Raw genomic sequence first — 25,034 nt, forward strand, 5'->3', positions numbered from 1 at the left:
GCTCTGGCCGAGCGCGCAGCGATCCTGTGGCGTCACCGACCTCATCCGCAGCGGCAGCTACCTGTCGCCGTTGCAATGGACCAAGAGAAGCTCACTCCCTTACTGAACCTGATTAGCCGCCCGGAGTGCTCCAATGCCTGATTACCGCTCGAAAACGTCTACCCACGGCCGCAACATGGCCGGCGCGCGCGCCCTGTGGCGTGCGACGGGCATGAAAGACGAAGACTTCAAGAAACCGATCATCGCCATCGCCAACTCCTTCACCCAGTTCGTTCCGGGCCACGTGCACCTGAAAGACCTGGGCCAGCTGGTCGCGCGCGAGATCGAAAAAGCAGGCGGGGTCGCCAAGGAATTCAACACCATCGCGGTCGATGACGGCATCGCGATGGGTCACGACGGGATGCTGTACTCGCTGCCGAGCCGCGAGATCATCGCCGATTCCGTGGAGTATATGGTCAACGCCCACTGCGCTGACGCCATTGTTTGCATCTCCAACTGCGACAAGATCACCCCCGGCATGCTGATGGCCGCCCTGCGCCTGAACATCCCGGTGATCTTCGTGTCCGGTGGTCCGATGGAAGCGGGCAAGACCAAGCTGGCCAGCCACGGTCTGGACCTGGTCGATGCGATGGTCATCGCCGCCGACTCCTCGGCGTCCGACGAGAAAGTCGCCGAATACGAGCGCAGCGCTTGCCCGACATGCGGCTCGTGCTCCGGCATGTTCACCGCCAACTCGATGAACTGCCTGACCGAAGCCCTGGGCCTTGCGCTGCCGGGCAATGGCTCGACCCTGGCGACCCATGCCGACCGCGAGCAACTGTTCCTGCGCGCCGGTCGTCGCATCGTCGAGCTGTGCCAGACCTACTATCGCGACGGCGATGATTCGGTACTGCCACGCAACATCGCCAACTTCAAAGCCTTTGAAAACGCGATGACCCTCGACATCGCCATGGGCGGTTCGACCAACACCATCCTGCACTTGCTGGCGGCCGCTCAAGAAGCCGAAGTCGCGTTCGACCTGCGTGACATCGACCGTCTGTCGCGCAAAGTCCCGCAACTGTGCAAAGTCGCGCCGAACATCCAGAAGTATCACATGGAAGACGTGCACCGTGCCGGAGGCATCTTCAGCATCCTCGGCTCGCTGGCCCGAGGAGGCCTGCTGCACACCGACCTGCCGACCGTGCACGCCCCGTCGATGGAAGAAGCCATCGCCAAGTGGGACATCACCCAGACCGACGACGAAGCGGTGCACACGTTCTTCAAGGCCGGCCCCGCGGGCATCCCGACTCAAACGGCGTTCAGCCAGTCGACCCGCTGGGAAACGCTGGACGACGACCGCGAGAACGGCTGCATTCGCAGTGTTGAGCACGCGTACTCGAAAGAAGGCGGCCTGGCCGTGCTGTACGGCAACATCGCACTGGACGGCTGCGTAGTGAAAACTGCGGGTGTCGACGAGTCGATTCACGTGTTCGAAGGCAACGCCAAGATCTTCGAAAGCCAGGACAGCGCCGTACGTGGCATCCTCGCTGACGAAGTGAAAGCGGGCGACATCGTGATCATCCGTTATGAAGGTCCGAAAGGCGGTCCGGGCATGCAGGAAATGCTTTACCCAACGTCGTACCTGAAATCCAAAGGTCTGGGCAAAGCCTGTGCGCTGCTGACCGACGGTCGCTTCTCGGGCGGCACCTCGGGCCTGTCCATCGGCCACGCATCACCTGAAGCAGCAGCGGGCGGCGCTATTGGTCTGGTGCGCGACGGCGACAAAGTGTTGATCGACATCCCGAACCGTGGGATCAACCTGCTGGTTTCCGATGAAGAACTGGCCGTGCGTCGCGCCGAACAGGACAAGAAAGGCTGGCGTCCGGCCGAAGCGCGTCCACGCAAAGTCACCACCGCCCTCAAGGCTTACGCCCTGCTGGCAACCAGTGCCGACAAAGGCGCTGTGCGTGACAAGGCACTGCTGGACAAGCTGGTTCCGTAATCAGCCTTCGCAGCAAATAAAAAGCCCGGCAGCGATGCCGGGCTTTTTGTTGAAGTCCGAAATACGGTCTTATCGCGGGAGATTCTATGTTGCCTGGTCAAGCGCATTCGCCACCCAGTTGGCTCCCACAATGACTGCGTCGGCCCCATACCTTATGTTCAACGTCGAACCTGTGGGAACTGGCTTGCTGGAGAAAGCGGTGTGTCATTCACCGCCTCCTTGTCTGACCCGACGTATTCGCCAGCAAGCCGGCTCCCACAGAGGCGGATTGCGTCAATCCTGATGGACTGCACCATCCACCAGCACCTGAATCGTCCCCTGCGAACAAAACTCCACCCGCCCCTGCACGCCATACACATCGGCCAGCAGACGAGCATCAAGTATCTGCCCCGCTGAGCCGTAGGCAAACAACTCCCCCTCGCGCAGCACGGCGATCTGATCGGCATGCCGCGCCGCCAGGCTGATGTCGTGCAGCACCACCACCGCAATCAACTGATGTTCGCGCACCATGTCGCGCACGCAGGCCATGACTTTGAGTTGGTAATTGAGGTCCAGCGCGCTGGTGGGTTCGTCCAGCAGCATGACTTTCGGGCGACGGGCGATCAGTTGCGCAAGGCTGACCAGTTGCCGTTGCCCGCCGGAAAGACCGTTGAGCAGGTTGTCCGCCAGGTGCGTGATGCCGATCCGTTGCAGCGCCTTGTACGCCTCGCGCAAACAGACCTCGCTGGACAACGGCACGCCATCGACCGAACTGACACGCAGCGCCGCGACAATGCTTTCCATGACACTCAGCGATAGCCCCGGCGGCAAGTTCTGCGGCATGTAAGTGATCAGCCGTGCCCGCTCCGCGATGGAGACGTTGTTCAGCGAACGCCCCTGCAGACTGACGTCGCCACGCATCTTCTCCAGCCCTGCCACGGCCCGCAGCAGCGTCGACTTGCCCGCGCCGTTCGGCCCGATCAGCGCGGTTACCGTACCCGGTTGCAGTTCGGGCAGCGACAGCCCGCGCACGACGTGGCGTCGGCCATAACTCACCTGCGCATCGCGCACGCTTAACCCGCTCACAGTTGCCTCCCGCGCTTGAACACCAACACCACGAAGATCGGCACGCCGACCAGCGCGGTCACGATACCGACCGGCACGATCACGCCCGGCATGATCAATTTGCTGGCGATGGACGATAGCGAAAGCAGCAGCGCACCGACAATCGCGCTGGCAGGCAGCAGGAAGCGCTGGTCCTCACCCACCAGAATCCGCGCGATGTGAGGACCGACCAGCCCGATGAACCCGATGGTGCCGACGAAGGCCACAGCCGTGGCCGACAGCAAACTGATGCGCAACAGGGAGAACAACCGAAGACGACGCACATCGATACCGAAACTCTGGGCCCGGTCTTCCCCCATGCGCAGCAGGGTCATGCGTGGCGAGGCCGCGAACGACATTGGCATGATCACCGCCAGCACCAGCGCCAGAATCCCCAGCTTTTCCCAGTTGGCGCGGGCGACACTGCCCAGGCTCCAGAACACCAGTTGTTGCAAAACGTCTTCGGTGGCCACCAGTTGCAGCAGGGCCACCAGCGCATTGCAACTGAACACGAGCGCGATGCCGAACAGCACCAGGCTTTCGACACCCGCCCCACGTAACCGCGACATGGCTTGCAGCAGGAAGACCGATGCACAGGCGAAGACAAACGCCGACAGCGAAACCGCCGCATTGCCCGATAACCAACTGACCGACACGGGAAACACGATCACCAGCGAAGCGCCCAACGCCGCCGCTGAAGACACGCCCAATGTGAACGGGCTGGCCAGCGGGTTATTGAGGATGGCCTGCATCTCGGCCCCCGCCAGCGACAACGCACAGCCCACCAATACCGCCATCAGCGCGTACGGCAGGCGCACGTTCCAGATGATGACGCGGTCGGTGATCGGCAGATGTTCGGGGTGCAACATGCCGTCGATCAATGTGCCCAGCCCCATGCCGGAAGGGCCGGTGGTGAGGTCGATCAGTACTGCGAATACCAACACCGCCAGCAGGATCGCCAGCAGCCAGAAACGACGCGCCAGCAAACGGCGGTAGCCCAGGCTTGCGGCTTCAAGCCCTGCCGGAGCGGACTCGGGCAGAGCACGGGCTTGAGAAGTCACTTCTGTTGGTCGATCCAGTACTGGCCGGACAGCGGCGTGTCGAGGAACTGCTTGTTCATCTCGGCCATCGTCTGCTGCGGATCGAGGTCCTTGAACTTGGCCGGGCTGATCCATTTGGCCAACGCCTCGATCGCCAGAATGTTGTACGGCGAGTTGTAGAAATCGTGCCACAGGCCGTGGGCCTGACCCTCACGAATCGGACGCAGGTCCTTGAACTCAGGACGCGCCAGCACTTTCTGGAACGCGGCCTGCGCCGGGGCTTGTTGCACACCCGCGCCGAGCAGCAGACCTGGCTCATGGTTGCCGGTGGCGATATACACGTCAGGGTCAGCCTTGAGCGCGTATTCAACGCTCACGTCGCCCAGCGCACCCGGCACCACGCCTTCGGCGATGTTGCGGCCACCGACCAGCTTGATCACCTCCCCCAGACCACTCTTGCCGGTGGTGTGACCCGGCGCCTGCCAGGCCCCAGCCAGCAATTCAAGGAAAACGCTCGGGCGCTGGCTGTCGTCGACTTTGCCAACGGTGTCGATAACGTGTTTGAGGTGTTGATCATAGAAATCGATGTAGGCCGCCGCTTCCTTGTCACGCCCCAGAGCGCGGCCCAGGGCCATCATGCTGGTGCGGGTGCCCTCGATAGGCTTGATACGAAAATCGACGAACAGCACTGGAATGCCCGCTGCCGCCAGCGTGTCGGCCACCGGGCTGTGCTCGGTCGGGCCGTGGCCGGAGATGCTGAACACTGCCAGATCCGGTTTCAGGCTGAGAATTTCTTCGGCGCTGACGCTTTGCTCGGACGCCTGACCGATCAACGGGATTTTGCTGACTTCGGGGAATTTCGCGGCGTAAGCGTTATAGGTGTTGGGGTCCAGTTTTTTCAGGTCGGCCTGCCAGCCGACGATGCGCTTGAACGGAGCGTCGTGATCGAGCAACGCAAAAACCGAAATCAAACGACCCTCGCCCAGCACCACACGCTGAACGTTGTCCGACACGTTGACCTTGCGGCCCAGCACGTCGGTGACTTCTTTGGCCGAGGCCGTGGACATCTGGGCCAGACAGGCGCCCAGTATCAGGACCAGCGCAGCGGTGGCCCGTATCGAGAGGAAAGGTTTGAACACGCACGTCTCCAGATTACAATGACTCGCATTTACACTCGCCAGTCTAAAGAGCTGCCTGCTGCGCGATGGTTGAACTTTGTATTGGCGATGCAGGAAAACGTCGCTCACAACATTTCATTACATTTGCCCCGCCCACTGACTGCTTTTTTCGGTAGGACAACGCCGGGCGGGCGTCTCGGCAGGGCTGCCCTCATTCGACCCACAGGCACATCATCCCGAATGTCCAAGCAAGATCATGTGTTGATCGTCGATGACGATCCGGAAATCCGCCAACTGCTCGCCGATTACCTGCGCGATGCGGGCTATCAGACGTCCACGGCGAGCGACGGCAAGGAAATGCGTCGACGCCTTGAGCTGAACGTCATCGACCTCATCGTGCTGGATCTGATGTTGCCTGGCGAAGACGGCCTGACGCTGTGTCGCGAACTGCGCACCACGTCCAACATCCCGGTGGTGATGCTGACGGCGCGGGGCAGTCTGATTGATCGCATCGTGGGCCTGGAAATCGGCGCCGACGATTACTTGCCCAAGCCGTTCGATCCTCGCGAATTGCTGGTGCGGATCAAGGTCGTGCTGCGCCGGGTGCAGAGTTTTCCCGAGCGGGCACGGGTGGATGAAACGCCCTTCGTGGTATTCGACGGCTGGAAACTCGACACCCGAGCGCGGCAAATCCTGTCTCCGGCTGGGCTGGTAATCAGTCTCGGTAACTCGGACTACCGGGTGCTGCGCCTGTTGTTGCAACACCCGAACCGGCCGTTGAGTCGCGACTTCCTGCTCAATCATGTTTTCGAGAAAAACAGCACACCGTTCGACCGCTCCATCGATGTCTGCGTCAGCCGCCTGCGCCAGCAACTCGACCCCAAGCTGATCAAGACCGTGCGCAACGAGGGCTATATGCTCACTGCGACTGACGTGGCTTCGGCTTCATGAGGCTGTGGCCGCGCACGCTTTATGGCCGCCTGGTGATCATTCTGGTCAGTGGCATGATCGCCGCGCAGATCGCCACCAGCAGCATTTGGTATGACGTGCGCCACAGTCAGGTGCTGGAAATTCCCACGCGTCTGATCGCCAGCCGCCTAGCCGATATCGTACGGGTGATCAGCATTGAGCCGACCCATACCAACGGCTTCATCGGGCACCTGAACACCCCCGACTTTCGCTTGCAGTTCATCCCCACGCCGACGCCACGCACCGAAAAACTCAGCAGCGCCGATCAAGCCACAGAGCGCCTGTTGAGCAACGTGATCGAGCAGCGCACCCACATTCCCACCAACCTGCGCCTGCTGCACTTGTCGTTGCTGGATGAACAGGGCAACACCGCCGGGATGAGCACATTGTTTGGATCAGGCCCCGCAGCCGGGATGTTCGATATCGAGCTGCAACTGCCCGATGGCCGCTGGCTGCAAGTGCGCGCTCGGGAAGATCAGGGCTGGACCAGTCTTACGCCGGTGCAGGTCATGTTCGATTACTTCCTGCGGATTTATCTGGTGCGCATCGTGTTGCTGGCAATCATCGTACTGCTGGCCGTACGCCTGGCCATTCGCCCGCTGACCCAACTGACCAACGCTGCGCAGGCGCTGGGCCGCGACATCAAACGCCCGCCGCTGGCGGTGGACGGGCCGCTGGAAGTACGGCGCGCCGCCAGAGCGTTCAACAGCATGCAGCAGCGGCTGATCAACAACCTGCGCGAGCGCACGCGCTTCCTTGCCGCCATCTCCCACGATCTGCGTTCGCCCATTACCCGCTTGCGCCTGCGCACGGAAATGCTCGCGGATGAACGGGCCAAAGAGCGCTTTCGCCAGGACCTGGAGGACATGGAAAACATGGTCTCGGCGACGCTGGAGTTTGTCAGCAGCGGTGAGATCAACGAGCCTCGGCGGAGCGTCGACATCAATGCCCTGCTGGAAAGCCTGCAAGCCGATTTTGAAGACATGCATGCCAAAGTGACGCTCCACGGCACCGCGTCGCAGCCTCTGCCCGCATATGCACGCAGCCTGAAGCGTTGCGTGCAGAACCTGCTGGAGAACGCCATCCGTTACGGGCATCAGGCCGAAGTTTTCGTCGAGGATCAGCCAGAGCGTCTGCGTATCGTCATCGCCGATCAGGGGCCGGGGATTCCCGAGGATCAACTGGAGCAAGTGGTCGAGCCGTTTTTCAGGCTGGAAAGCTCGCGCAACGTGGGGACCGGCGGGTATGGCCTGGGGCTGAGCATCGCCCATACCGTGGCGGCGGCTCATGAAGGGCGGTTGCAGTTGCGCAATAAAGAGAGCGGCGGGCTGGAAGCGATTCTGGATTTACCGCGGGTTTGATATCGGACGCACACCGGCGCCTGCAGGGGTGCGTGTTCAACGATAAATTCATGATCGGGCCGATACTTGTGGGAGCCGCCTTGGTGGCGAAAGCGGTGTGTCAGTGGGAGTATCAGTTTTTTTGTGTTCGGGCTGGTCTGGCCTGCCGTTAGGCAGGCCGTTGTTTCACCAGCTTGGTCTGGTAAAACGGTCTCCATAGAGAATCGCAAACTGGTTAAGCGCCACTTTCCAGTCGTGTGCCGCACGGCTCCAATCCGCAGTGATATTGCGTAACGCCAGCCAGATCAATTTTGTCGCGGCATCATCTGTCGGGAAGTGCCCACGAGTCTTGATGATCTTTCGCAACTGAGCGTTGATGCTTTCGATGGCGTTGGTCGTGTAGACCACTTTACGGATGGCTGGCGGGAAGACAAAGAACGGGATCACCCGATCCCAGGCACGACGCCACGCAGCGACTACTGTCGGATACTGTTTGCCCCAAGGCCCTGCTTCAAAGGCGTTCAGCTCTTGTTCCGCAGCATCAGCGTTGATCGCCTGGTAAATAGGCTTGAGCGCTTTGGCCAGCGGACGGCGTTTATCCCAAGCCGCGTAATCAAGACTGTTTCGGATCAGATGCACGATGCAGGTTTGCAGCGTGGTGGCAGGAAAAACCGCTCCCAAGGCCTCCGGTATGCCTTTGAGCCCGTCAGTGACGGCGATCAGAACATCTTCAACGCCTCGCGTTTTTAGATCGTTGAACACCTTCATCCAGAACTTCGCGCCCTCTGTGCTCTCGATCCAGATACCCAAGATGTCACGCGTGCCATCCGGCAATACGCCCAGCGCCAGATATATCGCCTTGTTGCGCACCAAGCCCTCATCACGGATCTTCACTCGCAATGCATCGAAGAAGATGACCGGATACATCGGTTCCAAAGGGCGCTGCTGCCATGCTCCAACCTCATCCAGCACAGCATCCGTCACCGAGCTGATGAAATCGTGCGATACATCTGTTCCGTACTGCTCCGCCAGAAAAGCGCGTATCTCACGCACCGTCATGCCGCGGGCGTACATGGCGATAATCTTGTCGTCAAAGCCGGTAAAACGGCGTTCGTGTTTGGGAATCAGGATGGGAGCGAAGCTGCCGTCTCGGTCTCTGGGAATGTCCAGGCGAAGCGGCCCATCGTCGGTGAGCACCGTTTTGCCGCTTTTGCCGTTGCGCTGGTTGGTCGAATCCTCGGGGCGCTCCGCGCCCTGAGGATAGCCAAGGTGCTGCCCCAGTTCGGCACCTAAGGCGCGCTCGATCAGCGCTTTTTTGAACGCCATCGAGGCATCCTGAATGGCTTCGGCGCTCATCGGCCCCTTAACGAACTGGTCGATGATCTCTTGGGGAATCGAGGGCAGCTCTCTCGATGTTGCACTGGCAGCTTTCTTTTTGGTCGGCATACATGCACCTCTAGCTACATGTTAGGCCCGAACACAAAATTTCTGACAGTCTCGTGTCAGTCGCCTCAACCGTGCCTGACCTGACGCCTTCGCCAGCAAGCCGGCTCCCACAAATACTCACCAAGTCTTACTGGATTTCATCCGGCTTCACGATCACCCAGTTCTTGTCCGCCGTCACCGGCAGACCTTCTTTGGCCTGGGCCTCGGCATTGGTTTTCATCATGCCGTTGAGCTGGGTCATGTACTTGTCCTTGCGGTTGACCCACAGGTGAATGCCGCCTTTGCTCACATCAACACTGTGGAACAACATGTAACCGTCGCTGCTTGGCGTATCGCCACCCACCAACACCGGCTTCTTCCACTGATCGATGTACGTCAGGATCGCCGCCTGCTTGCCTGCCATCCAGGTCGCCGGGGTCCACAGGTAAGGGGTCAGCTCCAGGCCGAGGTTGGCTTTCTCGTCGTATTTACCTGCGCTGATCTGTTTGCGCGCGGTAGTCAGCTCACCGGTTTCACGGTTCTTCAGCAGGGTGGTCACGCCGATTACGTTCTGCGGTTTGACGTTGTAGCCGTACTTTGGATCGGACGCGACCATGCGCACCAGTTCCTCAGACGCGGCGGTCATCACGTACACCTCGATGCCGTTTTCCATCAGTTTGTTGTACAGCTCGGCTTGGCCGGTGAAGACCTTCGGCGGCTGGACTTCGATGGTCTTGACCACGTCACCGTCGTAATAGGTGCTCGGGACGGGTTTGCCCGATGCCATCAATTCGTCGACGTAGCCTTTGAGTTCTTTGAGGGTGAAACCGGAGAACACCTGCGCAACCCATGGGTAGCACACCATGTCGTCGATTTCGCAGAGGCGGTAGTAATAGCTGAACAGGCTTTCCTTGTGCTCAGCGGTGTCCTTGAAGGGGATCAGTTTGAGAGAAGGGTCCAGCTTTTCGCGAGTGATCAGCCCCTTGTTTTCCATGTACGGCAGCAGGGATTCTTCCAGATCGTAGCGATAGCTGGTGTTGTCCATGTCGAAAACCGCGAAGTTACCTTTGTTGGCGTTCGCCGCAATCATGGCGTTGAGCTGCTTGGCGGCAGGCTCTGGCCAGTGCTTGAGTTCGGTGGAAAATGCCTGTCCGGCAAGACCCAGACAGAGCGCAGCGGCCAACAGTTTTGGAGCGAGCTTCATAACGGTGTCCTCCCCTTTTCAAATTCGAGACTGGACCGTAACAAAAAGCCATGACTGTTTTAATGCGTCAGCGACGGTGCGTGTTCTGATGGCGCCATGTTGAGAGCCATTCGCGACAAATGACATAAAAACGACACTTTCATTTCATTGCTTATGAAAGCGCCAAGGCGTCGCAGCGCAGCGGCAGGCTCCGTCAGCGTCAATCTGGAAATTTTGAAGAGCGATCCACTCGTCCAGCGAAACGCCTGACTAAGTCGTCACTGCCGGAGAATGGGTACGGAATACAGCTAGTTTATTGAGCGCAATGACCAGCGACTCATCGTCGAAAAGCTTGCTCTTGCGAACAGCAGCAGCCTTGCCTCCGGACCAGCATTTGAGCCCGCTCTTGATGTCATCCACAGTTGGAGCGACCTTATCTTGATACAAAAGCCAGTCGACCGTAGCCAGAAGCTCCATACCGAATGGAGATTCAAAACCATCAATCAAGTCAGCTGTAAACTCCAACGCAGGTAGATAAGCCTTGGCCTCACTAGCCAGATAGGCCTGCAGATAGGGCTTTCGACTATCGTCAAACCATATGACGTCTAGTGGCCCCGCATCAGCTATGCGTTTCCCACAATGCAGATAACTTCCATCCAGATTATCCAGCAGATGATCAAGACGATTCGCGTACGGGCCGTATTTGTGTGCCGAAAACTGGAGATCCAGCGGATTATCTGCAGGTAAAAACCGTTCGATTGATCGCTCCAAGAACCAAGCAAGCTTCTGAATCTCAAGCAGACTGCACTCCATACCCAAAACCCAATAGCGACGCACCAGCTCCGCGATAAGAGCCCGAGCGGGCGTAAGATTTTCTACACCACTTCGTTTTGAAACATTCTGGTATTTATCAGTAGGCTCAAAAACCAGGATATCGGCATCCAGCCCTTTAAGGACTGCCGTGATCTCGTCACGAACAGCGGGCCACGGCAAGCCGCCATTACCCGCCCCCAATGGAGGGATAGCGATGGAGTTCACTGATTTTTCGAGGATGAAGCGGCGCAGATCCTCCAGACCCGCGGTGATCCATGCTAGCTGCGACGGCGAACGCCAATGTCGTTTTGTTGGGAAGTTCACAATCCATCGCGGCCCGTCCAGCTCCCGAACCTCGGTGACAAACATCTTTCCGGTGACGACTTCATCCGATTTGCAGGCAGCGGCGTACAGGCGATAGTTTTCTACAAAGCGCTCCTTGAACATCAGCGCAATGCCTTTTCCCATCACTCCAACAGTGTTGACTGTGTTGACCAGCGCTTCGGCCTTGGCCTCGAGCAGGTTACCTTGCGTAAAGCGAATCATCAGAAATACCACCCAGGACGAGCATGAACAGGAAGATCAAGGCGACGCTGCCGGACCTCCAGCTCAAACCGACGTTTCAAAGCTTCGTTGTAGCAGATAATCCCAAGAAGACCAGCGACAGGAACGTGACCATGGACGAGCGCTTCAGCCTGATAGCGCTCCATTTTCCGAGGATCATCGGGATCACGCTTGAAGTCTCTGTGTTGCAAAAGCCTCCAATCGATCCTGTCGAGATGCACGAGATCAGCATAGTAGCCGGTCCAGTCTGGATAAGCGTCAGCATCGGTGAAGATAAACGGCAAACCCAATGATTGAATATGGTACAGGCTAGAGACGAGGATCACGATCTCCTCATTGGGCCTCTGCTGCACGCCCCACCCCGAATGGATGTTTTTCATCATGACGGAAAAGGGTGTGAAGTAGAAAGGCACGTAATCGGCCAAGGTCCCACCAGGAGCGATATGCACATGACGAGAGGCGCGCTTGGAAATCAAGTCAGGATTGCCAATGCCGACGTAATTGTCCGCAAACTTCCCTGCTCCCATTGCATAGAGCCCATGCTTGAGGATCCATGGCAGATTGTCTCTGTGAACGATCCTCCATAGGAGCGCTTTTTGAGGATTGAGGTTCGTGAAAATCATCTGTTCGAAAACATGTTAGGGGCCGCGTCCACCCAAAGTCTCGGATAACCCATATCTTGAGCTCGCCTGCTGACCATTTGCCAGATCTCCTCAGTCGGTACGTAGATTTTAGCAAAATCGCTCACCGGAACCGCAGCCGGTGAAAGGCACTCTGACATGCAAACATGGCGACAATCCGCATTAGCGTAGTCCCTACGATCCATCAGATCCCAGTCAATCGCCGCAAAACCTTCAACGTACGACATGAGCTCAAACCGGCCTCCGGCCAGCGGGTGACTGGGGATAATGCGCCAATTGTTCTGACTAGCATGACCACGATTCACTGCAATCAAAACAAAATCCTCGTCAGGTCGATCACGCTGAACTCGGCCGTCAAATGGATTACGGGCAAACCAGTGAAATGGCACAAAATTTTCTAGCGAGTTGCGTGTACGCCCCTCGATGATGTCGGCATCTGCAACGTCTCTAAAAACACCATGAGCCAAAGCTGCACGCGGTTGCAACCCATCTCGGAGGATCGATGAGATATTGTCGAAGCTAGTTAAATGGTAAATGAAGCGTTGATCGCGAATAGTCACCGATATACCCCAATAGAGAGCCATCAATATGATGGCAACTCTGACATGGGATCCAAAATCCAGCTAGAGCCTACGCCACAAATTCAACCTCGTTCGCTAACATGTCGCCGGTGCATCAAACCCGCTCCCACACCTCAAAGCTGTACGCAGGCTTGTCGTCCAATGCCGGATTCTCAACGTTCGACACCAGCGTCCACCGCGCCTCATCAAATTCCGGAAACCACGCATCGCCTTCCGGATTCAACGCCACACGCGTCAGGTACAAACGATCCGCGCGCTCCAATCCCTGCTCATAAAGCTGAGCACCGCCGATCAACATCACTTCACTGACGCCCTGCTCAATAGCCCAGGCCTCAGCACGCTCAACGGCCGCTTCCAGCGAGGTAAAGACCTCGGCGCCGTCCAGTTTGAGATCGGCCTGGCGAGTCACGACGATATTCAGCCGCCCCGGCAGCGGACGACCCAGCGAATCCCAGGTCTTGCGACCCATGATGATCGGCTTGCCCAGCGTCGTGGCCTTGAAATATTTGAAATCCCCCGGCAGATGCCAGGGCATGGAATTGTCGATGCCGATCACGCGGTTTTCCGCGAGGGCGGCAATCAGGCTGAGGGGGAGATGTTTTTTTTTCATGGCGGCGAGGATAGCAGTACACATGCATGCACGTATGCACGGAAGCTCGCGATAGCGGTCACACCGGTTATGCTCCCTCCTGAACTTACCAACGAGATACCGCGTGACTGCACTGACCCCACTCGATGAACTCTGGCTGACCGAAGCGGTGCGCCTGCGCGAGCAGCACGCAGGCGCCCTCGAAGACGAAGAAGCCAGCCGCCGCGCCCGCACCACGGCGGGCGATCTGCTGACCCGTATCAAGAACCGCGCAGTGTGGCTGGCCGAGCGCGACGGCATGGTGGCGGCCCTGCGTCAATGGAAACAGGGCGCTCGCCTTTCGCTGATCCTGTTAGGCATTTTCGCCGTGGTCAGCGGTGCCGGGTTGGCCTTCGCCGCATTGGGCGACGGGCAAACACCGGTCAACGTGTTCTGGGCCGTGGGCAGTTTGTTGGGGCTGAACCTGATTCTGCTGATCAGTTGGGCGCTGGGCTTTCTGTTTGCCGGTGAAAGCGCTGCCAGCCTTGGCCGATTCTGGTTATGGCTCAGCGAAAAACTCGCCCGCGATGCTCAGGCCGCGCAATTGGCCCCTGCGTTGATGCTGTTGCTGCAGCGCAAACGCCTGAACCGTTGGCTGCTCGGGGCGTGTGTCAACGGACTATGGCTGCTGGCTCTACTCAGCGCGCTGATATTGCTGTTGTTACTGATGGCCACGCGGCGGTATGGGTTTGTCTGGGAAACCACCATTCTGGGCAGCGACACCTTTGTCAGTCTGACCCAGACCCTCGGCGCACTGCCGTCAGCGCTGGGCTTTCGCGTTCCAACCGTAGAAATGATCCGCGCCAGTGGCGACAGCGCGCTGGTGATCGAAAACGCGCGGCAGGCTTGGGCGGCGTGGCTCGTCGGCGTACTGGTCATTTATGGCATTGCCCCTCGCCTGCTGCTGACTCTGCTGTGTTATGGCCACTGGCGCGTGGGCCGTAAACATCTCATGCTGGATGTAAGTGAACCGGGCTACGCCGAGTTGCGCGAGCGATTGATGCCCAGCAGCGAGCGCCTCGGGGTCAGCGACGCCGCACCTGCCCAATTGCATCAGGTGCAAAGCGGCCCGGCAGCCGAACAAAGCGAAGGCGCGTTGCTGGTGGCCATCGAACTGGACGATCAACGCCCTTGGCCGCCTAAGCTCCCACACACCGTCGCTGACGCAGGCATCCTCGACAGCCGCGAGTCCCGCCGCACCCTGTTGGATCAACTGACCCGTTATCCACCTGCACGCCTGGCCATCGCCTGCGACCCCCGCCGTTCGCCGGACCGAGGCAGCCTGGCACTGATTGCCGAACTCGCTCGCTGCGCCACGGCGACACGCATCTGGCTCTTGCCCGCCCCCGTCGGTGAGGCGCTGGACGCAGATCGATTGAGCGACTGGCACGTCGCCCTGCAACAAATGGAGCTGCAATGGGCCGACAGCGCGCCGCTCACGTGGCTGGAGACCGGACATGACTGATAAACACGCCCATCGCCCACTGAAACTGGCCGTTGTCGGTCACACCAATGTCGGCAAAACCTCGCTGCTGCGAACTTTGACCCGCGATGTCGGCTTTGGCGAGGTGTCCCATCGCCCCAGCACTACACGTCACGTTGAAGGTGCGCGACTGTCGGTGGAGGGTGAGGCTTTGCTGGAGCTGTACGACACACCGGGTCTGGAAGACGCCATCGCCCTGCTGGACTTTTTGGAGCGTCTGGACCGCCCCGGCGAACGCCTCGATGGCCCGGCGCGGCTGGCGCGCTTTCTGGAAGGCAGTGAGGCCAGGCAACGCTTCGAACAGGAAGCCAAGGTACTGCGCCAGTTGCTGGCGTCGGATGCAGGCCTGTATGTCATCGACGCCCGAGAGCCCGTTTTCGCCAAGTACCGCGACGAACTGGCGGTACTCGCCAGTTGTGGCAAACCGCTGCTGCCGGTCCTGAATTTCGTCAGCAGCTCGCACCATCGCGAACCGGATTGGCGTGAAGCCCTGGCGCGGCTCGGTTTGCACGCACTGGTGCGATTCGACAGCGTTGCTCCGCCGGAAGACGGCGAGCGACGGCTTTATGAAAGCCTGGCGTTGCTGCTGGAGTCGTCTCGCGGTCAGTTGGAACGGCTGATCCTCGATCAGCAGGCTCAACGTGAAGTCCGTCGTCACAGTGCAGCGCGCCTGATCGCCGAATTGCTGCTCGATTGCGCTGCCTGCCGCCGCAGTGTGGCGACCGAAGCCAGCCAAGTGAATGCCGCGATTGACGAGCTGCGCAAATCAGTACGTCAGCGCGAACAGCGTTGTGTCGAGGCCTTGCTCAAGCTGTATGCCTTTCGCCGCGATGACGCGTCAGCCAGTGACTTGCCCCTGCTCGACGGTCGCTGGGGCGATGACCTGTTCAACCCGGAAACCCTGAAGTTGCTGGGCGTACGCGTAGGGAGCGGCATTGCGGCCGGGGCTGCGGCGGGCGCCGGTGTGGATCTGCTAGTGGGCGGCATCACATTGGGCGCGGCGGCGCTGGTCGGGGCGATTGCCGGTGGAGCATTACAGACGGCACGCAGCTATGGCGGGCGCCTGCTGGGCAAGCTCAAGGGCCAGCGGGAACTGACCGTCGATGACGCAGTGCTGCGATTGCTCGCCCTGCGCCAACGGCAACTGCTGTTGGCACTTGAGGCGCGGGGTCATGCGGCGATGGACAGCATCAAGCTGGAGACCCCACAGGACAAATCCTGGCGCGAGGGCAAACTGCCGGACGCGCTGCACAAAGCCCGGGCGCATCCACAGTGGTCGTCGTTGAACCCCCACTCAAAGCTGAACCATGCCGAGCGGCAGGAACAGGCTGAGGCACTGGCGCAAATCGTATTGTCGTAAGCAATGCCCGGTGGGAGCGAATTCATTCGCGATGAGGCCATGATGGGCGACGGATATGTCTTGCCTGCTCCATCGCATCGCGACTGAACTCGCTCCCACAGAACAATCAGACCGCAGACAGCAGTACCAACGCTTTTTCCTTCAAAACGTTCAGATCAATCACCGGCACATTCATCTCTTTCGCCATCTCGTCCCACTGACGCATTCGCAGGCTGACGTCACACAAAGGGTCTTTCTCGAATGCGTCCGCCTCGGCCTCACTCATCACACCCCCCTGATATTCAAGGGTACGACGGCTCGCCTCGCTGAGCTGCATGTAGTAACCCGGCTGGCGTAAGGTCAAATAGCGCTTGGCCTGAACGTGATACTCGACCAGTTTTGCAATGCGTTCGCTGAAGCCGCGTTTGCGCAGGTAATCAGCGCCGACTCGCTCATGGCTCGCGACACCGTAACCGCCCATGTCGGCTGCGTCAGCGTGATGCTCGCAGATGTGGCCGATGTCGTGAAAGAAAGCGGCCAGCACCACTTCGTCGTCATACCCCTCGACCAGTGCCAACTGCGCAGCCTGAGACATGTGTTCGATCTGCGACACGGGCTCGCCAATGTAATCGGCGCTCCCTCGCTGCACGTAGAGGTCAAACACTTCATTCACTCGCTGTTGCATCTGTTGCATGAGCTACCTTCCATTCGTCGATGCCTGCCACGCTACCCCCACCGTATTGCGTAACCGTTGCAGTGACGCATCGCTTGCCGATAGTCGCATCGATCATTTTGCGATAGGGGAATTGCGCGCCGCCCGGTATGATCGCGCGCCCGATACACCCTGAGCCCACCGTGATGAAACCGACCCTGATCGCCGCCGCAGAAATCGACCGTCTGGAAACCTGGCAGAAGTATTCCAGCCACATGTGCGGAGGTTGCGTATCCAACTGCTGCACGCTGCCGGTCGAAGCGAAGATCAAGGACTTGATCCGTATTGGTGTCGTTGACGAATTCGAAATGGGCGATAACCCGAAGAACATCGCCAAGCGCTTGCAGAAGGAAGGCATTATCGAGCGCTTCAACCAGAAGTCCGGCATTTTCACGCTGCAACGCATGAGCAACGACGATTGCCTGTATCTGGACCGCAAGAGCCGCCTGTGCACGATCTACGACAAACGGCCAGACACCTGCCGCAACCACCCGAAAATCGGACCGCGTCCGGGGTATTGCGCGTACAAGCCCAAAGCGCCTGAGCGTCAGGACAGCGGCACGTTGCGTTCGAACTCTGCGCGCACGCCCCTCAAGTTCTGATGCCTCCTCCTCGTACCGACCCGACTTGCCCGCGATGGATTGGCCGAATCTTGTAGGAGCGCGCTTGCCCGCGATTGCAGTCGGTCAGACACCGCCCTGGTAGCTGAACGAACGCAATCGCGGGCAAGCGCGCTCCTACAGAGCTGAAAAGCACTAAACCCCGCACAAACAAAAACGCCCCCGGCCTTTCGACCGGGGGCGTTTTCATTCAGCCTGAGCTAGATCAAGCCTTGGCTTTCTTGGCAGCGCGGGTACGCTCGCCTTCGTCCAGGATCTTCTTGCGCAGACGGATCGACTTCGGCGTCACTTCGCACAGCTCGTCGTCCTGGATGAACTCCAGAGCTTGTTCCAGCGTGTGGCGAACTGGCGGAACCAGAGCGATGACTTCGTCTTTACCCGAAGCACGCATGTTGTCCAGCTTCTTGCCTTTGGTCGGGTTAACGCCCAAATCGTTGTCACGGCTGTTCAGACCGATGATTTGACCGTTGTAGATGTCCTGACCGTGCTCGATGAACAGCTTGCCACGAGCCTGCAGGGTTTCCAGGGAGTAGGTCAGTGCCTTGCCGGTTTCGACCGAAACCAGAACACCGTTCTGACGGCCCGATACGTCGCCCGACTTCATGGTGTCGTAACGGTCGAAGATCGAGGTCAGGATGCCTGCACCGGAGGTCAGGGTCAGGAACTGGTTACGGAAACCGATCAGACCACGGGCTGGAATGTTGTATTCCAGACGTACACGGCCCTTGCCATCCGGCGCCATGTTGGTCAGGTCGCCCTTACGCAGACCCATTTCTTCCATGACCTTGCCCTGAGCGTCTTCAGGGATGTCGATGGTGACGTTCTCGAACGGTTCCTGCTTCACGCCATCCTTGACGCGGATGATCACTTCCGGACGACCGACGGCCATTTCGAAGCCTTCACGACGCATGGTTTCGATCAGAACCGACAGGTGCAGCTCACCACGGCCAGAGACCTTGAACTTGTCAGCCGAGTCGCCTTCTTCAACGCGCAGCGCAACGTTGTACAGCAGCTCTTTGTCCAGACGCTCCTTGATGTTACGGGAGGTCACGAACTTGCCTTCTTTACCGCAGAACGGCGAGTCGTTGACCTGGAAGGTCATGGAAACGGTCGGCTCGTCAACGGTCAGAGGCTTCATCGCCTCGATGGTGTTCGGGTCGCACAGGGTGTCGGAGATGAACAGCTCTTCGAAGCCGCTGATGCAGACGATGTCGCCCGCAGTGGCTTCTTCGACGTCCACGCGGTGCAGACCGTGGTGGCCCATCAGCTTCAGGATGCGGCCGTTGCGCTTCTTGCCGTCAACGTCGATCGCAACAACCGGGGTGTTCGGCTTGACGCGACCGCGAGCGATACGGCCAACGCCGATAACACCCAGGAAGCTGTTGTAGTCCAGAGCGGAGATTTGCATCTGGAAAGGACCGTCGACGTCAACGGTCGGAGCCGGGACGTTGTCGATGATCGACTGATACAGCGGGGTCATGTCTTCGGCCATGTCGGTGTGGTCCAGACCGGCGATGCCGTTCAGGGCCGAGGCGTAGACGACTTTGAAGTCCAGCTGTTCGTCGGTGGCACCCAGGTTGTCGAACAGGTCGAAGATCTGGTCCAGAACCCAGTCAGGACGCGCGCCCGGACGGTCAACCTTGTTGATGACGACGATTGGCTTCAGACCGGCTTCGAAGGCCTTCTTGGTCACGAAACGGGTTTGCGGCATCGGGCCGTCTTGAGCGTCGACCAGCAGCAGTACGGAGTCGACCATCGACATCACACGCTCAACCTCGCCACCGAAGTCGGCGTGGCCCGGGGTATCGACGATATTGATGCGGTAGTCGTTCCAGCGAATCGCGGTGTTCTTCGCCAGAATGGTAATGCCGCGCTCTTTCTCCTGGTCGTTGGAGTCCATCACGCGCTCGTCATTGAGTTCGTTACGCTCAAGAGTGCCGGACTGACGCAGGAGCTTGTCGACGAGGGTCGTTTTACCGTGGTCAACGTGAGCAATGATGGCGATGTTACGTAGATTTTCGATCACTTGTGTATCTCGATCAGAGGATTCGGTGAGCTGACTGATTGTAGCCAGCTATGAAGACAGAAACCGGCGCAAGCCGTTACGGCTGACGACTGGTGTCGGGGGGCCGGTGACGCAAGCCACAGGCAAACAGCCCCGGGCACTTAGCTCGGTCGATAAACGCGCACATTGGCATGCCCCTCACTGAGCAAATGGTGAGCATGCAGGCGACTCATGACGCCTTTGTCGCAATACAGCAGGTACTGGCGCGTGGGGTCCAGTTCCTTGAAGCGGCTGTTCAATGCAAAGAACGGCAGCGTTTGCACTTCGATGCCCGACAGTTCCAGCGGGCGATCCTCGGCTTCGTCCGGATGACGAATGTCGATGATCACTTGCCCTGCCAGCGCCTGGCCGACTTCCTCGACCTGCACGTCCTGACCCAGTTCCTCGATCACGCGATCGATAGGCACCAGACGGGCGTTCTCGATCGCACGTTCAAGCACGGCCATGTCGAACTCTTTTTCTTCATGCTCGACGCGATGGCGTTTCGCTGCGGTTTTCGGGTTGACCGAAATCACGCCGCAATACTCGGGCATGTGTCGGGCAAAATCTCCGCTGCCGATCTGATCGGCTTCGTCGATGATGTCCTGCTTGTGACTGGCGATGAGCGGGCGCAAGACCAGCTTTTCTGTAACGCAGTCGATGACCGACAGGTTAGGCAACGTCTGGCTGGACACCTGGGAGATCGCCTCGCCAGTGACCAGCGCGTCGATGTCCAGGCGATCGGCCATCCGGCTCGCCGCACGCAACATCATACGCTTCAATACGACACCCATATGACTGTCGTCGACTTTTCCGAGAATTTCGCCCAGCACTTCTTCAAACGGCACGCTGATAAACAGCACGCGCTGGGAGCTGGCGTACTTCTTCCAGAGGAAGTGCGCCACTTCCATCACGCCCAATTCGTGAGCGCGGCCGCCCAGGTTAAAGAAGCAGAAGTGGCTCATCAGCCCGCGACGGATGACATGATACGCCGCGACGGTGGAGTCGAAGCCACCGGACATCAGCACCAGGGTCTGCTCCAGCGAACCCAGCGGGTAGCCGCCGATGCTGTTGTGCTGGCTGTGAATCACGAACAGGCGCTGATCGCGGATCTCGATCCGTACTTCGACTTCAGGCTCTTTCAGCGAAATACCGGCGGCGCCGCACTCACGGCGCAACTTGCTGCCCACGTAGCGTTCGACGTCCATCGAACTGAAGTCATGGTGACCGCCGCGTTTGCAGCGCACCGAAAAAATCTTGCCGGGCAGTTCATGGCCGAAGTGCTGTTTGCACTTCTCATAGATGTCGTCCATGTCGCCCAGCGGGTATTGATCGACCTGTAGAAAATGCGCGATACCCGGCATGCAGCTCAGGCGTTCGGTCATCTCGTGCAAGACTTTCGCATCCTCGACCTTCGTTTCGACCTCAAGGTTGTCCCACACGCCATCGACCACCAGTGCCGGGTCCAGATCGCGGAGCACGGTACGGATGTTCTTGGCCAGCTGTTTAATGAAGCGCTTGCGCACAGGCCGGCTTTTGATGGTGATTTCTGGAAAAACTTTGACGATTAGTTTCATGAAAACAGCGCGCGAGGTGCCGGTCGAAAAAGGGGGGCGCGGATTATAGCGGAAATTGCTCAAGGTTTAACCAGTTATCGTGCATCCAATCATCAGCGCACCAATATGGCACTGTATACAATTTATAAGCACCATTAAGGTGCGTTCATTTTCACAAATGCGACGTTTTGCACCGAAAAACCCGGTGTTTTCAGTAAGAAACCCAACACGGGGCACTGGCATGCAAATTGCTCCCTTGTGAGGCAGGTTGCCTTGGCCGACTATCGCGCCCGGCATCACCCAAATTGAAGGGCGAACAACTACCCAGCCCTAATCCACCCCGGAGGACAACATGTCGAAGTCGGTTCAACTCATCAAAGATCATGACGTTAAGTGGATTGATCTGCGCTTCACGGACACCAAGGGCAAACAGCAGCACGTCACCATGCCAGCGCGTGATGCACTGGACGACGACTTCTTCGAAGTCGGCAAGATGTTCGACGGTTCCTCCATCGCTGGCTGGAAAGGCATCGAAGCTTCCGACATGATCCTGCTGCCAGACGACTCTACTGCCGTTCTGGACCCGTTCACTGAAGAACCGACCCTGATCCTGGTTTGCGACATCATCGAACCTTCGACCATGCAAGGTTACGACCGCGACCCACGTGCCATCGCTCACCGCGCCGAGGAATACCTGAAGTCCACCGGTATCGGTGACACCGTATTCGTTGGTCCAGAGCCAGAATTCTTCATCTTCGACTCGGTACAGTTCAAGTCCGACATCTCCGGCTCCATGTTCAAAATCTTCTCCGAACAAGGTTCGTGGATGACTGACCAGGAAGTCGAAGGCGGCAACAAAGGCCACCGTCCAGGCGTCAAAGGCGGCTACTTCCCGGTTCCACCGGTCGACCACGACCACGAAATTCGTACCGCCATGTGTAACGCCCTGGAAGAAATGGGCCTGACCGTTGAAGTTCACCACCACGAAGTGGCGACTGCCGGCCAGAACGAAATCGGCGTCAAGTTCAACACCCTGGTGAAGAAAGCCGACGAAACCCAGACCCTGAAGTACTGCGTACACAACGTTGCCGACGCTTACGGCCGTACCGCTACCTTCATGCCTAAGCCTCTGTACGGCGATAACGGTTCGGGTATGCACGTTCACATGTCCATCTCCAAAGATGGCAAGAACACCTTCGCAGGCGAAGGCTATGCCGGCCTGTCCGACACCGCTCTGTACTTCATCGGCGGCATCATCAAGCACGGTAAAGCACTGAACGGCTTCACCAACCCGTCGACCAACTCCTACAAGCGTCTGGTCCCAGGCTTCGAAGCGCCAGTGATGCTGGCCTACTCGGCTCGTAACCGTTCCGCCTCGATCCGCATTCCATACGTCTCCAGCCCTAAAGGGCGTCGTATCGAAGCTCGCTTCCCGGATCCGGCTGCCAACCCATACCTGGCTTTCGCAGCACTGTTGATGGCCGGTCTGGACGGTATCCAGAACAAGATCCACCCAGGCGATGCCGCTGACAAAAACCTGTACGACCTGCCGCCAGAAGAAGCAGCAGAGATCCCACAAGTTTGTGGCAGCCTGAAAGAAGCTCTGGAAGAGCTGGACAAGGGCCGTGCGTTCCTGACCAAAGGCGGCGTATTCAGCGACGACTTCATCGACGCTTACATCGCTCTGAAATCGGAAGAAGAAATCAAAGTACGTACCTTCGTACACCCACTGGAATACGACCTGTACTACAGCGTCTGATCCGGTTGCGTCAGCGATAGCTGCGTAAAAGAGAGGCCTCCTTCGGGAGGCCTTTTTTATTGCCGAGCAACGACACTGCCCCGCTATAGCGATCCGGCTTGCCGACGGCGGCGATGCCAAAAACGCCACAGCCGGTGAGCCGGATTGCTAAAGAGGCATGTGCACTATCTATTTATCGTTTTTTCAGTGGTTTTTTCTGGATACTGTCCCATTCGCTCTACAACCGGGACACCGTGATGACTGGCACACACTCAACAATACTTACACCGCTCTGGACCCTGCCTCTGACCGCAGCCTTGATTTCCGGTTGCGCCGACAGGACGGTCGCGCCAGCCCCTGCAGAACTGCGCCCATTGATCGAGACGATGCACCAGCGTCTCGACATCGCCAACGATGTCGCCCAGAGCAAGTTCTACAGCGGCAAGCCGGTTCAGGACAATGAACGTGAACGGCTGGTGATCGACAATGCACAAGCGCAGGCAGCTACGTACGGACTCGACAAAGCCGATGTGCGCCAATTCATGATCGCGCAAATCGAAGCCAACAAAATGGTGCAGTACGCCCGCATCGAGCATTGGCACGCAACGCTGGCGCCTGAAAAACCCACCCACAACCTGACCACCGGAATTCGAGCACGCCTGGATACACTGCAACCGCTGATGATGCAGAACTACGCTGCCTTCCAGCCTTACCGCAAAGACAGCGCCTGCCCACACTGGGTGGATAGCGAAGTCCAACGCCTGGCCTCTGACCCGATTGTCGTGAGTGCACTGCAGCGAGCGGCTGCAAATCTTTGCGTTACCGCGAGCGATCACTGACAGTCGATGACGTCACCACCCCGCTTTTGCTCTATGCTGGCCTTGCGTCTGATGTTATGAGCTGTCGTTCCTCTGATCGTGTTCCCGGAGTATTCATGCGTCAAAGCCTTGCCCTTGTGCTGCTGTTGCTTGCGCTCCCCGCAGTCGCTCAGATCTACAAATACACTGACGCCAACGGCAACACCGCCTACAGCAACCAACCGCCGGACGGCACCAAGGCTGAAGCGGTGAATCTGCCGCCGCTCAACAGTGTCGACACTGTGACCCCCGCATCACCGGCGCCCAGTTCGACACCCAATCAGAATCAGCTGCAACCAGCGGCTGCGACGTACCAGGTGCTGGAACTGACAGACCTTCCCAAAGACGAAGCCTTGCGCGCCAACAACGGTTCCTTCACCGTGGGCGTGGCGATTCAGCCGCGCTTGCAGCCCGGGCATATGTTGCAACTGTTGATCGATGGCAAACCTTATGGCCAGCCCAGCAATATTCCCCGCTTTCAGGTGCTGGAGCAGGACCGCGGCGAGCACAGCCTTTCGGTGCAAGTCCTGCAAGGCACGCAAATCGTCCAGACGAGCCAGACCATCAACCTGACCGTGCAGCGAGTCCATGTCGGTAAACCGTGAATTCACCTGGCTACGCGGTGCCTTGCTGTGCCTGCTGATGCTCATCGCCCATTCAGCTACTGCCGAGGTCTACACCTACATCGACGCCGATGGGAATCGGGTGTTCACCGACCAGCCGCACAAGAACGCGAAGAAAGTCCCGATTGCCCCCAGCAACGAAATCCGCTCGACGCCCAAAAAACCTGTTCAGGCCTCCAGCACCAAGCCCAAACCCGGCCCGCTGTTTCATTACTCGTTGCTGCGCATTCTGGCACCGGAGCCCGACAGCGCGATTCGCGACATTCAGGGCAACCTGATCGTCACGGTGACCAACGAGCCGGAATTGCAACCTCGCCACACCTACCGCCTGCTATTGGACAACAAGGTCTACGCCGAAGGCGGGCGCAGTCCGGTGTTCCCAATGACCAACATCGACCGGGGCACTCATCAACTCTCCATCGAAATCGTCGACGAGTTCGGCCGCGTTGCCGAGCGCACACCCAATCAGCCGTTTCACATGATGCGCATCTCTCTGGCACAAAAGCGTCTGGCGCAGCCCTGCAAGACCGACGATTACGGGATACGCCCCGAATGCCCCCTCAAGGACAAGCCACCTGAAGAAAGCAGCATCCTGCCTTTTTTCTGAATACCTCTACGCCAGCGACTAAGCTCCACAATGGTGCACAACCTGAACGAGCGTGCGATTTAAAATCCCATTTTGGTTCACAAATCGCC

General features: G+C 58.7%; 22 protein-coding genes. 10 read left to right on the forward strand and 12 right to left on the reverse strand.

Features of this window, described 5'->3' with window-relative positions; translation table 11 throughout:
• Window positions 1–133: 133 nt before the first annotated feature.
• A complete protein-coding gene (gene ilvD, locus ACI5GA_RS14945; protein WP_404636777.1) occupies window positions 134–1,981 on the forward strand; it encodes a dihydroxy-acid dehydratase in 1,848 nt (615 codons plus the stop codon).
• A gap of 273 nt (window positions 1,982–2,254) precedes the next feature.
• Here ilvD and ACI5GA_RS14950 read toward each other — a convergent pair whose 3' ends face one another.
• From ACI5GA_RS14950 to ACI5GA_RS14960, 3 genes are read right to left on the reverse strand one after another with little or no spacing between them, the layout of a single operon-like run.
• A complete protein-coding gene (locus tag ACI5GA_RS14950; RefSeq protein WP_421423160.1) occupies window positions 2,255–3,046 on the reverse strand; it encodes an ABC transporter ATP-binding protein in 792 nt (263 codons plus the stop codon).
• Window positions 3,043–4,125: a FecCD family ABC transporter permease gene (locus ACI5GA_RS14955; RefSeq protein WP_421423162.1), complete on the reverse strand. Its 1,083-nt coding sequence runs from the start codon at window positions 4,123–4,125 to the stop codon at window positions 3,043–3,045. Before ACI5GA_RS14955 ends, ACI5GA_RS14950 begins: the two co-directional genes overlap by 4 nt.
• Window positions 4,122–5,222, reverse strand: coding sequence for an ABC transporter substrate-binding protein (locus ACI5GA_RS14960; protein ID WP_421425481.1), 1,101 nt, complete (start codon window positions 5,220–5,222; stop codon window positions 4,122–4,124). Before ACI5GA_RS14960 ends, ACI5GA_RS14955 begins: the two co-directional genes overlap by 4 nt.
• A gap of 240 nt (window positions 5,223–5,462) precedes the next feature.
• On the opposite strand from ACI5GA_RS14960, the gene ACI5GA_RS14965 reads away from it, so the two are divergent.
• Window positions 5,463–6,173, forward strand: coding sequence for a response regulator (locus ACI5GA_RS14965; RefSeq protein WP_404636783.1), 711 nt, complete (start codon window positions 5,463–5,465; stop codon window positions 6,171–6,173).
• A complete protein-coding gene (locus ACI5GA_RS14970) occupies window positions 6,170–7,552 on the forward strand; it encodes an ATP-binding protein (RefSeq protein ID WP_421423164.1) in 1,383 nt (460 codons plus the stop codon). Before ACI5GA_RS14965 ends, ACI5GA_RS14970 begins: the two co-directional genes overlap by 4 nt.
• A 165-nt stretch (window positions 7,553–7,717) precedes the next feature.
• Here the strand turns inward: ACI5GA_RS14970 and ACI5GA_RS14975 are convergent, their stop codons facing one another.
• The 6 genes from ACI5GA_RS14975 to ACI5GA_RS15000 all read right to left on the reverse strand — a co-directional run bounded on the left by ACI5GA_RS14975 (window position 7,718) and on the right by ACI5GA_RS15000 (window position 13,348).
• Entirely contained in the window at window positions 7,718–8,977 is a 1,260-nt protein-coding gene (locus ACI5GA_RS14975; protein ID WP_421423166.1) for an IS256 family transposase, read from the reverse strand.
• A gap of 127 nt (window positions 8,978–9,104) precedes the next feature.
• Window positions 9,105–10,160, reverse strand: a complete 1,056-nt coding sequence (locus ACI5GA_RS14980; RefSeq protein WP_404636787.1) for a haloacid dehalogenase-like hydrolase — start codon at window positions 10,158–10,160, stop codon at window positions 9,105–9,107.
• 249 nt (window positions 10,161–10,409) lie between these two features.
• A complete protein-coding gene (gene darG / locus ACI5GA_RS14985) occupies window positions 10,410–11,498 on the reverse strand; it encodes a type II toxin-antitoxin system antitoxin DNA ADP-ribosyl glycohydrolase DarG (protein WP_421423169.1) in 1,089 nt (362 codons plus the stop codon).
• A complete protein-coding gene (gene darT / locus ACI5GA_RS14990) occupies window positions 11,498–12,139 on the reverse strand; it encodes a type II toxin-antitoxin system toxin DNA ADP-ribosyl transferase DarT (protein ID WP_421423171.1) in 642 nt (213 codons plus the stop codon). The genes darG and darT overlap by 1 nt, the downstream gene beginning before the upstream one ends.
• Window positions 12,136–12,717 carry a DarT ssDNA thymidine ADP-ribosyltransferase family protein gene (locus ACI5GA_RS14995; RefSeq protein WP_421423173.1) on the reverse strand — a complete coding sequence of 194 codons (582 nt, stop codon included), beginning with the start codon at window positions 12,715–12,717 and terminating at the stop codon, window positions 12,136–12,138. Before ACI5GA_RS14995 ends, darT begins: the two co-directional genes overlap by 4 nt.
• Before the next feature lie 115 nt (window positions 12,718–12,832).
• On the reverse strand, window positions 12,833–13,348 hold the full coding sequence (locus ACI5GA_RS15000; RefSeq protein WP_421425482.1) for a dihydrofolate reductase: 516 nt from the start codon (window positions 13,346–13,348) through the stop codon (window positions 12,833–12,835).
• Window positions 13,349–13,451: 103 nt separating this feature from the next.
• On the opposite strand from ACI5GA_RS15000, the gene ACI5GA_RS15005 reads away from it, so the two are divergent.
• Together ACI5GA_RS15005 and ACI5GA_RS15010 are read left to right on the forward strand one after the other, a co-directional pair.
• Window positions 13,452–14,831: a DUF2868 domain-containing protein gene (locus ACI5GA_RS15005; RefSeq protein WP_421423175.1), complete on the forward strand. Its 1,380-nt coding sequence runs from the start codon at window positions 13,452–13,454 to the stop codon at window positions 14,829–14,831.
• Complete coding sequence (locus tag ACI5GA_RS15010; RefSeq protein ID WP_421423177.1) at window positions 14,824–16,209, forward strand: GTPase/DUF3482 domain-containing protein; 1,386 nt, start codon at window positions 14,824–14,826, stop codon at window positions 16,207–16,209. The genes ACI5GA_RS15005 and ACI5GA_RS15010 overlap by 8 nt, the downstream gene beginning before the upstream one ends.
• Before the next feature lie 106 nt (window positions 16,210–16,315).
• Here ACI5GA_RS15010 and ACI5GA_RS15015 read toward each other — a convergent pair whose 3' ends face one another.
• The gene (locus ACI5GA_RS15015) at window positions 16,316–16,882 is read right to left on the reverse strand and encodes a phosphonate degradation HD-domain oxygenase (RefSeq protein WP_421423178.1); all 567 of its coding nucleotides are present in this window, start codon (window positions 16,880–16,882) and stop codon (window positions 16,316–16,318) included.
• Between the two features lie 164 nt (window positions 16,883–17,046).
• On the opposite strand from ACI5GA_RS15015, the gene ACI5GA_RS15020 reads away from it, so the two are divergent.
• Window positions 17,047–17,502: a YkgJ family cysteine cluster protein gene (locus tag ACI5GA_RS15020; protein WP_421425483.1), complete on the forward strand. Its 456-nt coding sequence runs from the start codon at window positions 17,047–17,049 to the stop codon at window positions 17,500–17,502.
• A 223-nt stretch (window positions 17,503–17,725) separates the two neighbouring features.
• Here the strand turns inward: ACI5GA_RS15020 and typA are convergent, their stop codons facing one another.
• Window positions 17,726–19,546, reverse strand: coding sequence for a translational GTPase TypA (gene typA / locus ACI5GA_RS15025; protein WP_404636801.1), 1,821 nt, complete (start codon window positions 19,544–19,546; stop codon window positions 17,726–17,728).
• 140 nt (window positions 19,547–19,686) lie between these two features.
• A complete protein-coding gene (gene thiI, locus ACI5GA_RS15030; RefSeq protein ID WP_421423181.1) occupies window positions 19,687–21,141 on the reverse strand; it encodes a tRNA uracil 4-sulfurtransferase ThiI in 1,455 nt (484 codons plus the stop codon).
• A gap of 331 nt (window positions 21,142–21,472) precedes the next feature.
• On the opposite strand from thiI, the gene glnA reads away from it, so the two are divergent.
• From glnA to ACI5GA_RS15050, 4 genes are all read left to right on the forward strand, one after another.
• A complete protein-coding gene (gene glnA / locus ACI5GA_RS15035; RefSeq protein WP_404636805.1) occupies window positions 21,473–22,879 on the forward strand; it encodes a glutamate--ammonia ligase in 1,407 nt (468 codons plus the stop codon).
• Window positions 22,880–22,992: 113 nt separating this feature from the next.
• Window positions 22,993–23,697, forward strand: coding sequence for a chorismate mutase (locus tag ACI5GA_RS15040; protein ID WP_421423183.1), 705 nt, complete (start codon window positions 22,993–22,995; stop codon window positions 23,695–23,697).
• A gap of 95 nt (window positions 23,698–23,792) precedes the next feature.
• Window positions 23,793–24,320 carry a DUF4124 domain-containing protein gene (locus ACI5GA_RS15045; RefSeq protein WP_404636809.1) on the forward strand — a complete coding sequence of 176 codons (528 nt, stop codon included), beginning with the start codon at window positions 23,793–23,795 and terminating at the stop codon, window positions 24,318–24,320.
• The gene (locus tag ACI5GA_RS15050; RefSeq protein WP_421423185.1) at window positions 24,304–24,945 is read left to right on the forward strand and encodes a DUF4124 domain-containing protein; all 642 of its coding nucleotides are present in this window, start codon (window positions 24,304–24,306) and stop codon (window positions 24,943–24,945) included. The genes ACI5GA_RS15045 and ACI5GA_RS15050 overlap by 17 nt, the downstream gene beginning before the upstream one ends.
• Window positions 24,946–25,034 lie beyond the last annotated feature (89 nt).

It is taken from the genome of Pseudomonas sp. Pseu.R1, assembly GCF_045764065.1.
Taxonomy (GTDB): Bacteria; Pseudomonadota; Gammaproteobacteria; order Pseudomonadales; family Pseudomonadaceae; genus Aquipseudomonas.

Coding starts and splice junctions, on each gene's coding strand:
- ilvD (WP_404636777.1), top strand. CDS start 134: ATGCCTGATTACCGCTCGAAAACGTCTACCCACGGCCGCAACATGGCC.
- ACI5GA_RS14965 (WP_404636783.1), top strand. CDS start 5,463: ATGTCCAAGCAAGATCATGTGTTGATCGTCGATGACGATCCGGAAATC.
- ACI5GA_RS14970 (WP_421423164.1), top strand. CDS start 6,170: ATGAGGCTGTGGCCGCGCACGCTTTATGGCCGCCTGGTGATCATTCTG.
- ACI5GA_RS14975 (WP_421423166.1), bottom strand. CDS start 8,977: ATGCCGACCAAAAAGAAAGCTGCCAGTGCAACATCGAGAGAGCTGCCC.
- ACI5GA_RS14980 (WP_404636787.1), bottom strand. CDS start 10,160: ATGAAGCTCGCTCCAAAACTGTTGGCCGCTGCGCTCTGTCTGGGTCTT.
- darG (WP_421423169.1), bottom strand. CDS start 11,498: ATGATTCGCTTTACGCAAGGTAACCTGCTCGAGGCCAAGGCCGAAGCG.
- darT (WP_421423171.1), bottom strand. CDS start 12,139: ATGATTTTCACGAACCTCAATCCTCAAAAAGCGCTCCTATGGAGGATC.
- ACI5GA_RS15000 (WP_421425482.1), bottom strand. CDS start 13,348: ATGAAAAAAAAACATCTCCCCCTCAGCCTGATTGCCGCCCTCGCGGAA.
- ACI5GA_RS15010 (WP_421423177.1), top strand. CDS start 14,824: ATGACTGATAAACACGCCCATCGCCCACTGAAACTGGCCGTTGTCGGT.
- ACI5GA_RS15015 (WP_421423178.1), bottom strand. CDS start 16,882: ATGCAACAGATGCAACAGCGAGTGAATGAAGTGTTTGACCTCTACGTG.
- ACI5GA_RS15020 (WP_421425483.1), top strand. CDS start 17,047: ATGAAACCGACCCTGATCGCCGCCGCAGAAATCGACCGTCTGGAAACC.
- thiI (WP_421423181.1), bottom strand. CDS start 21,141: ATGAAACTAATCGTCAAAGTTTTTCCAGAAATCACCATCAAAAGCCGG.
- glnA (WP_404636805.1), top strand. CDS start 21,473: ATGTCGAAGTCGGTTCAACTCATCAAAGATCATGACGTTAAGTGGATT.
- ACI5GA_RS15040 (WP_421423183.1), top strand. CDS start 22,993: ATGCCAAAAACGCCACAGCCGGTGAGCCGGATTGCTAAAGAGGCATGT.
- ACI5GA_RS15045 (WP_404636809.1), top strand. CDS start 23,793: ATGCGTCAAAGCCTTGCCCTTGTGCTGCTGTTGCTTGCGCTCCCCGCA.
- ACI5GA_RS15050 (WP_421423185.1), top strand. CDS start 24,304: ATGTCGGTAAACCGTGAATTCACCTGGCTACGCGGTGCCTTGCTGTGC.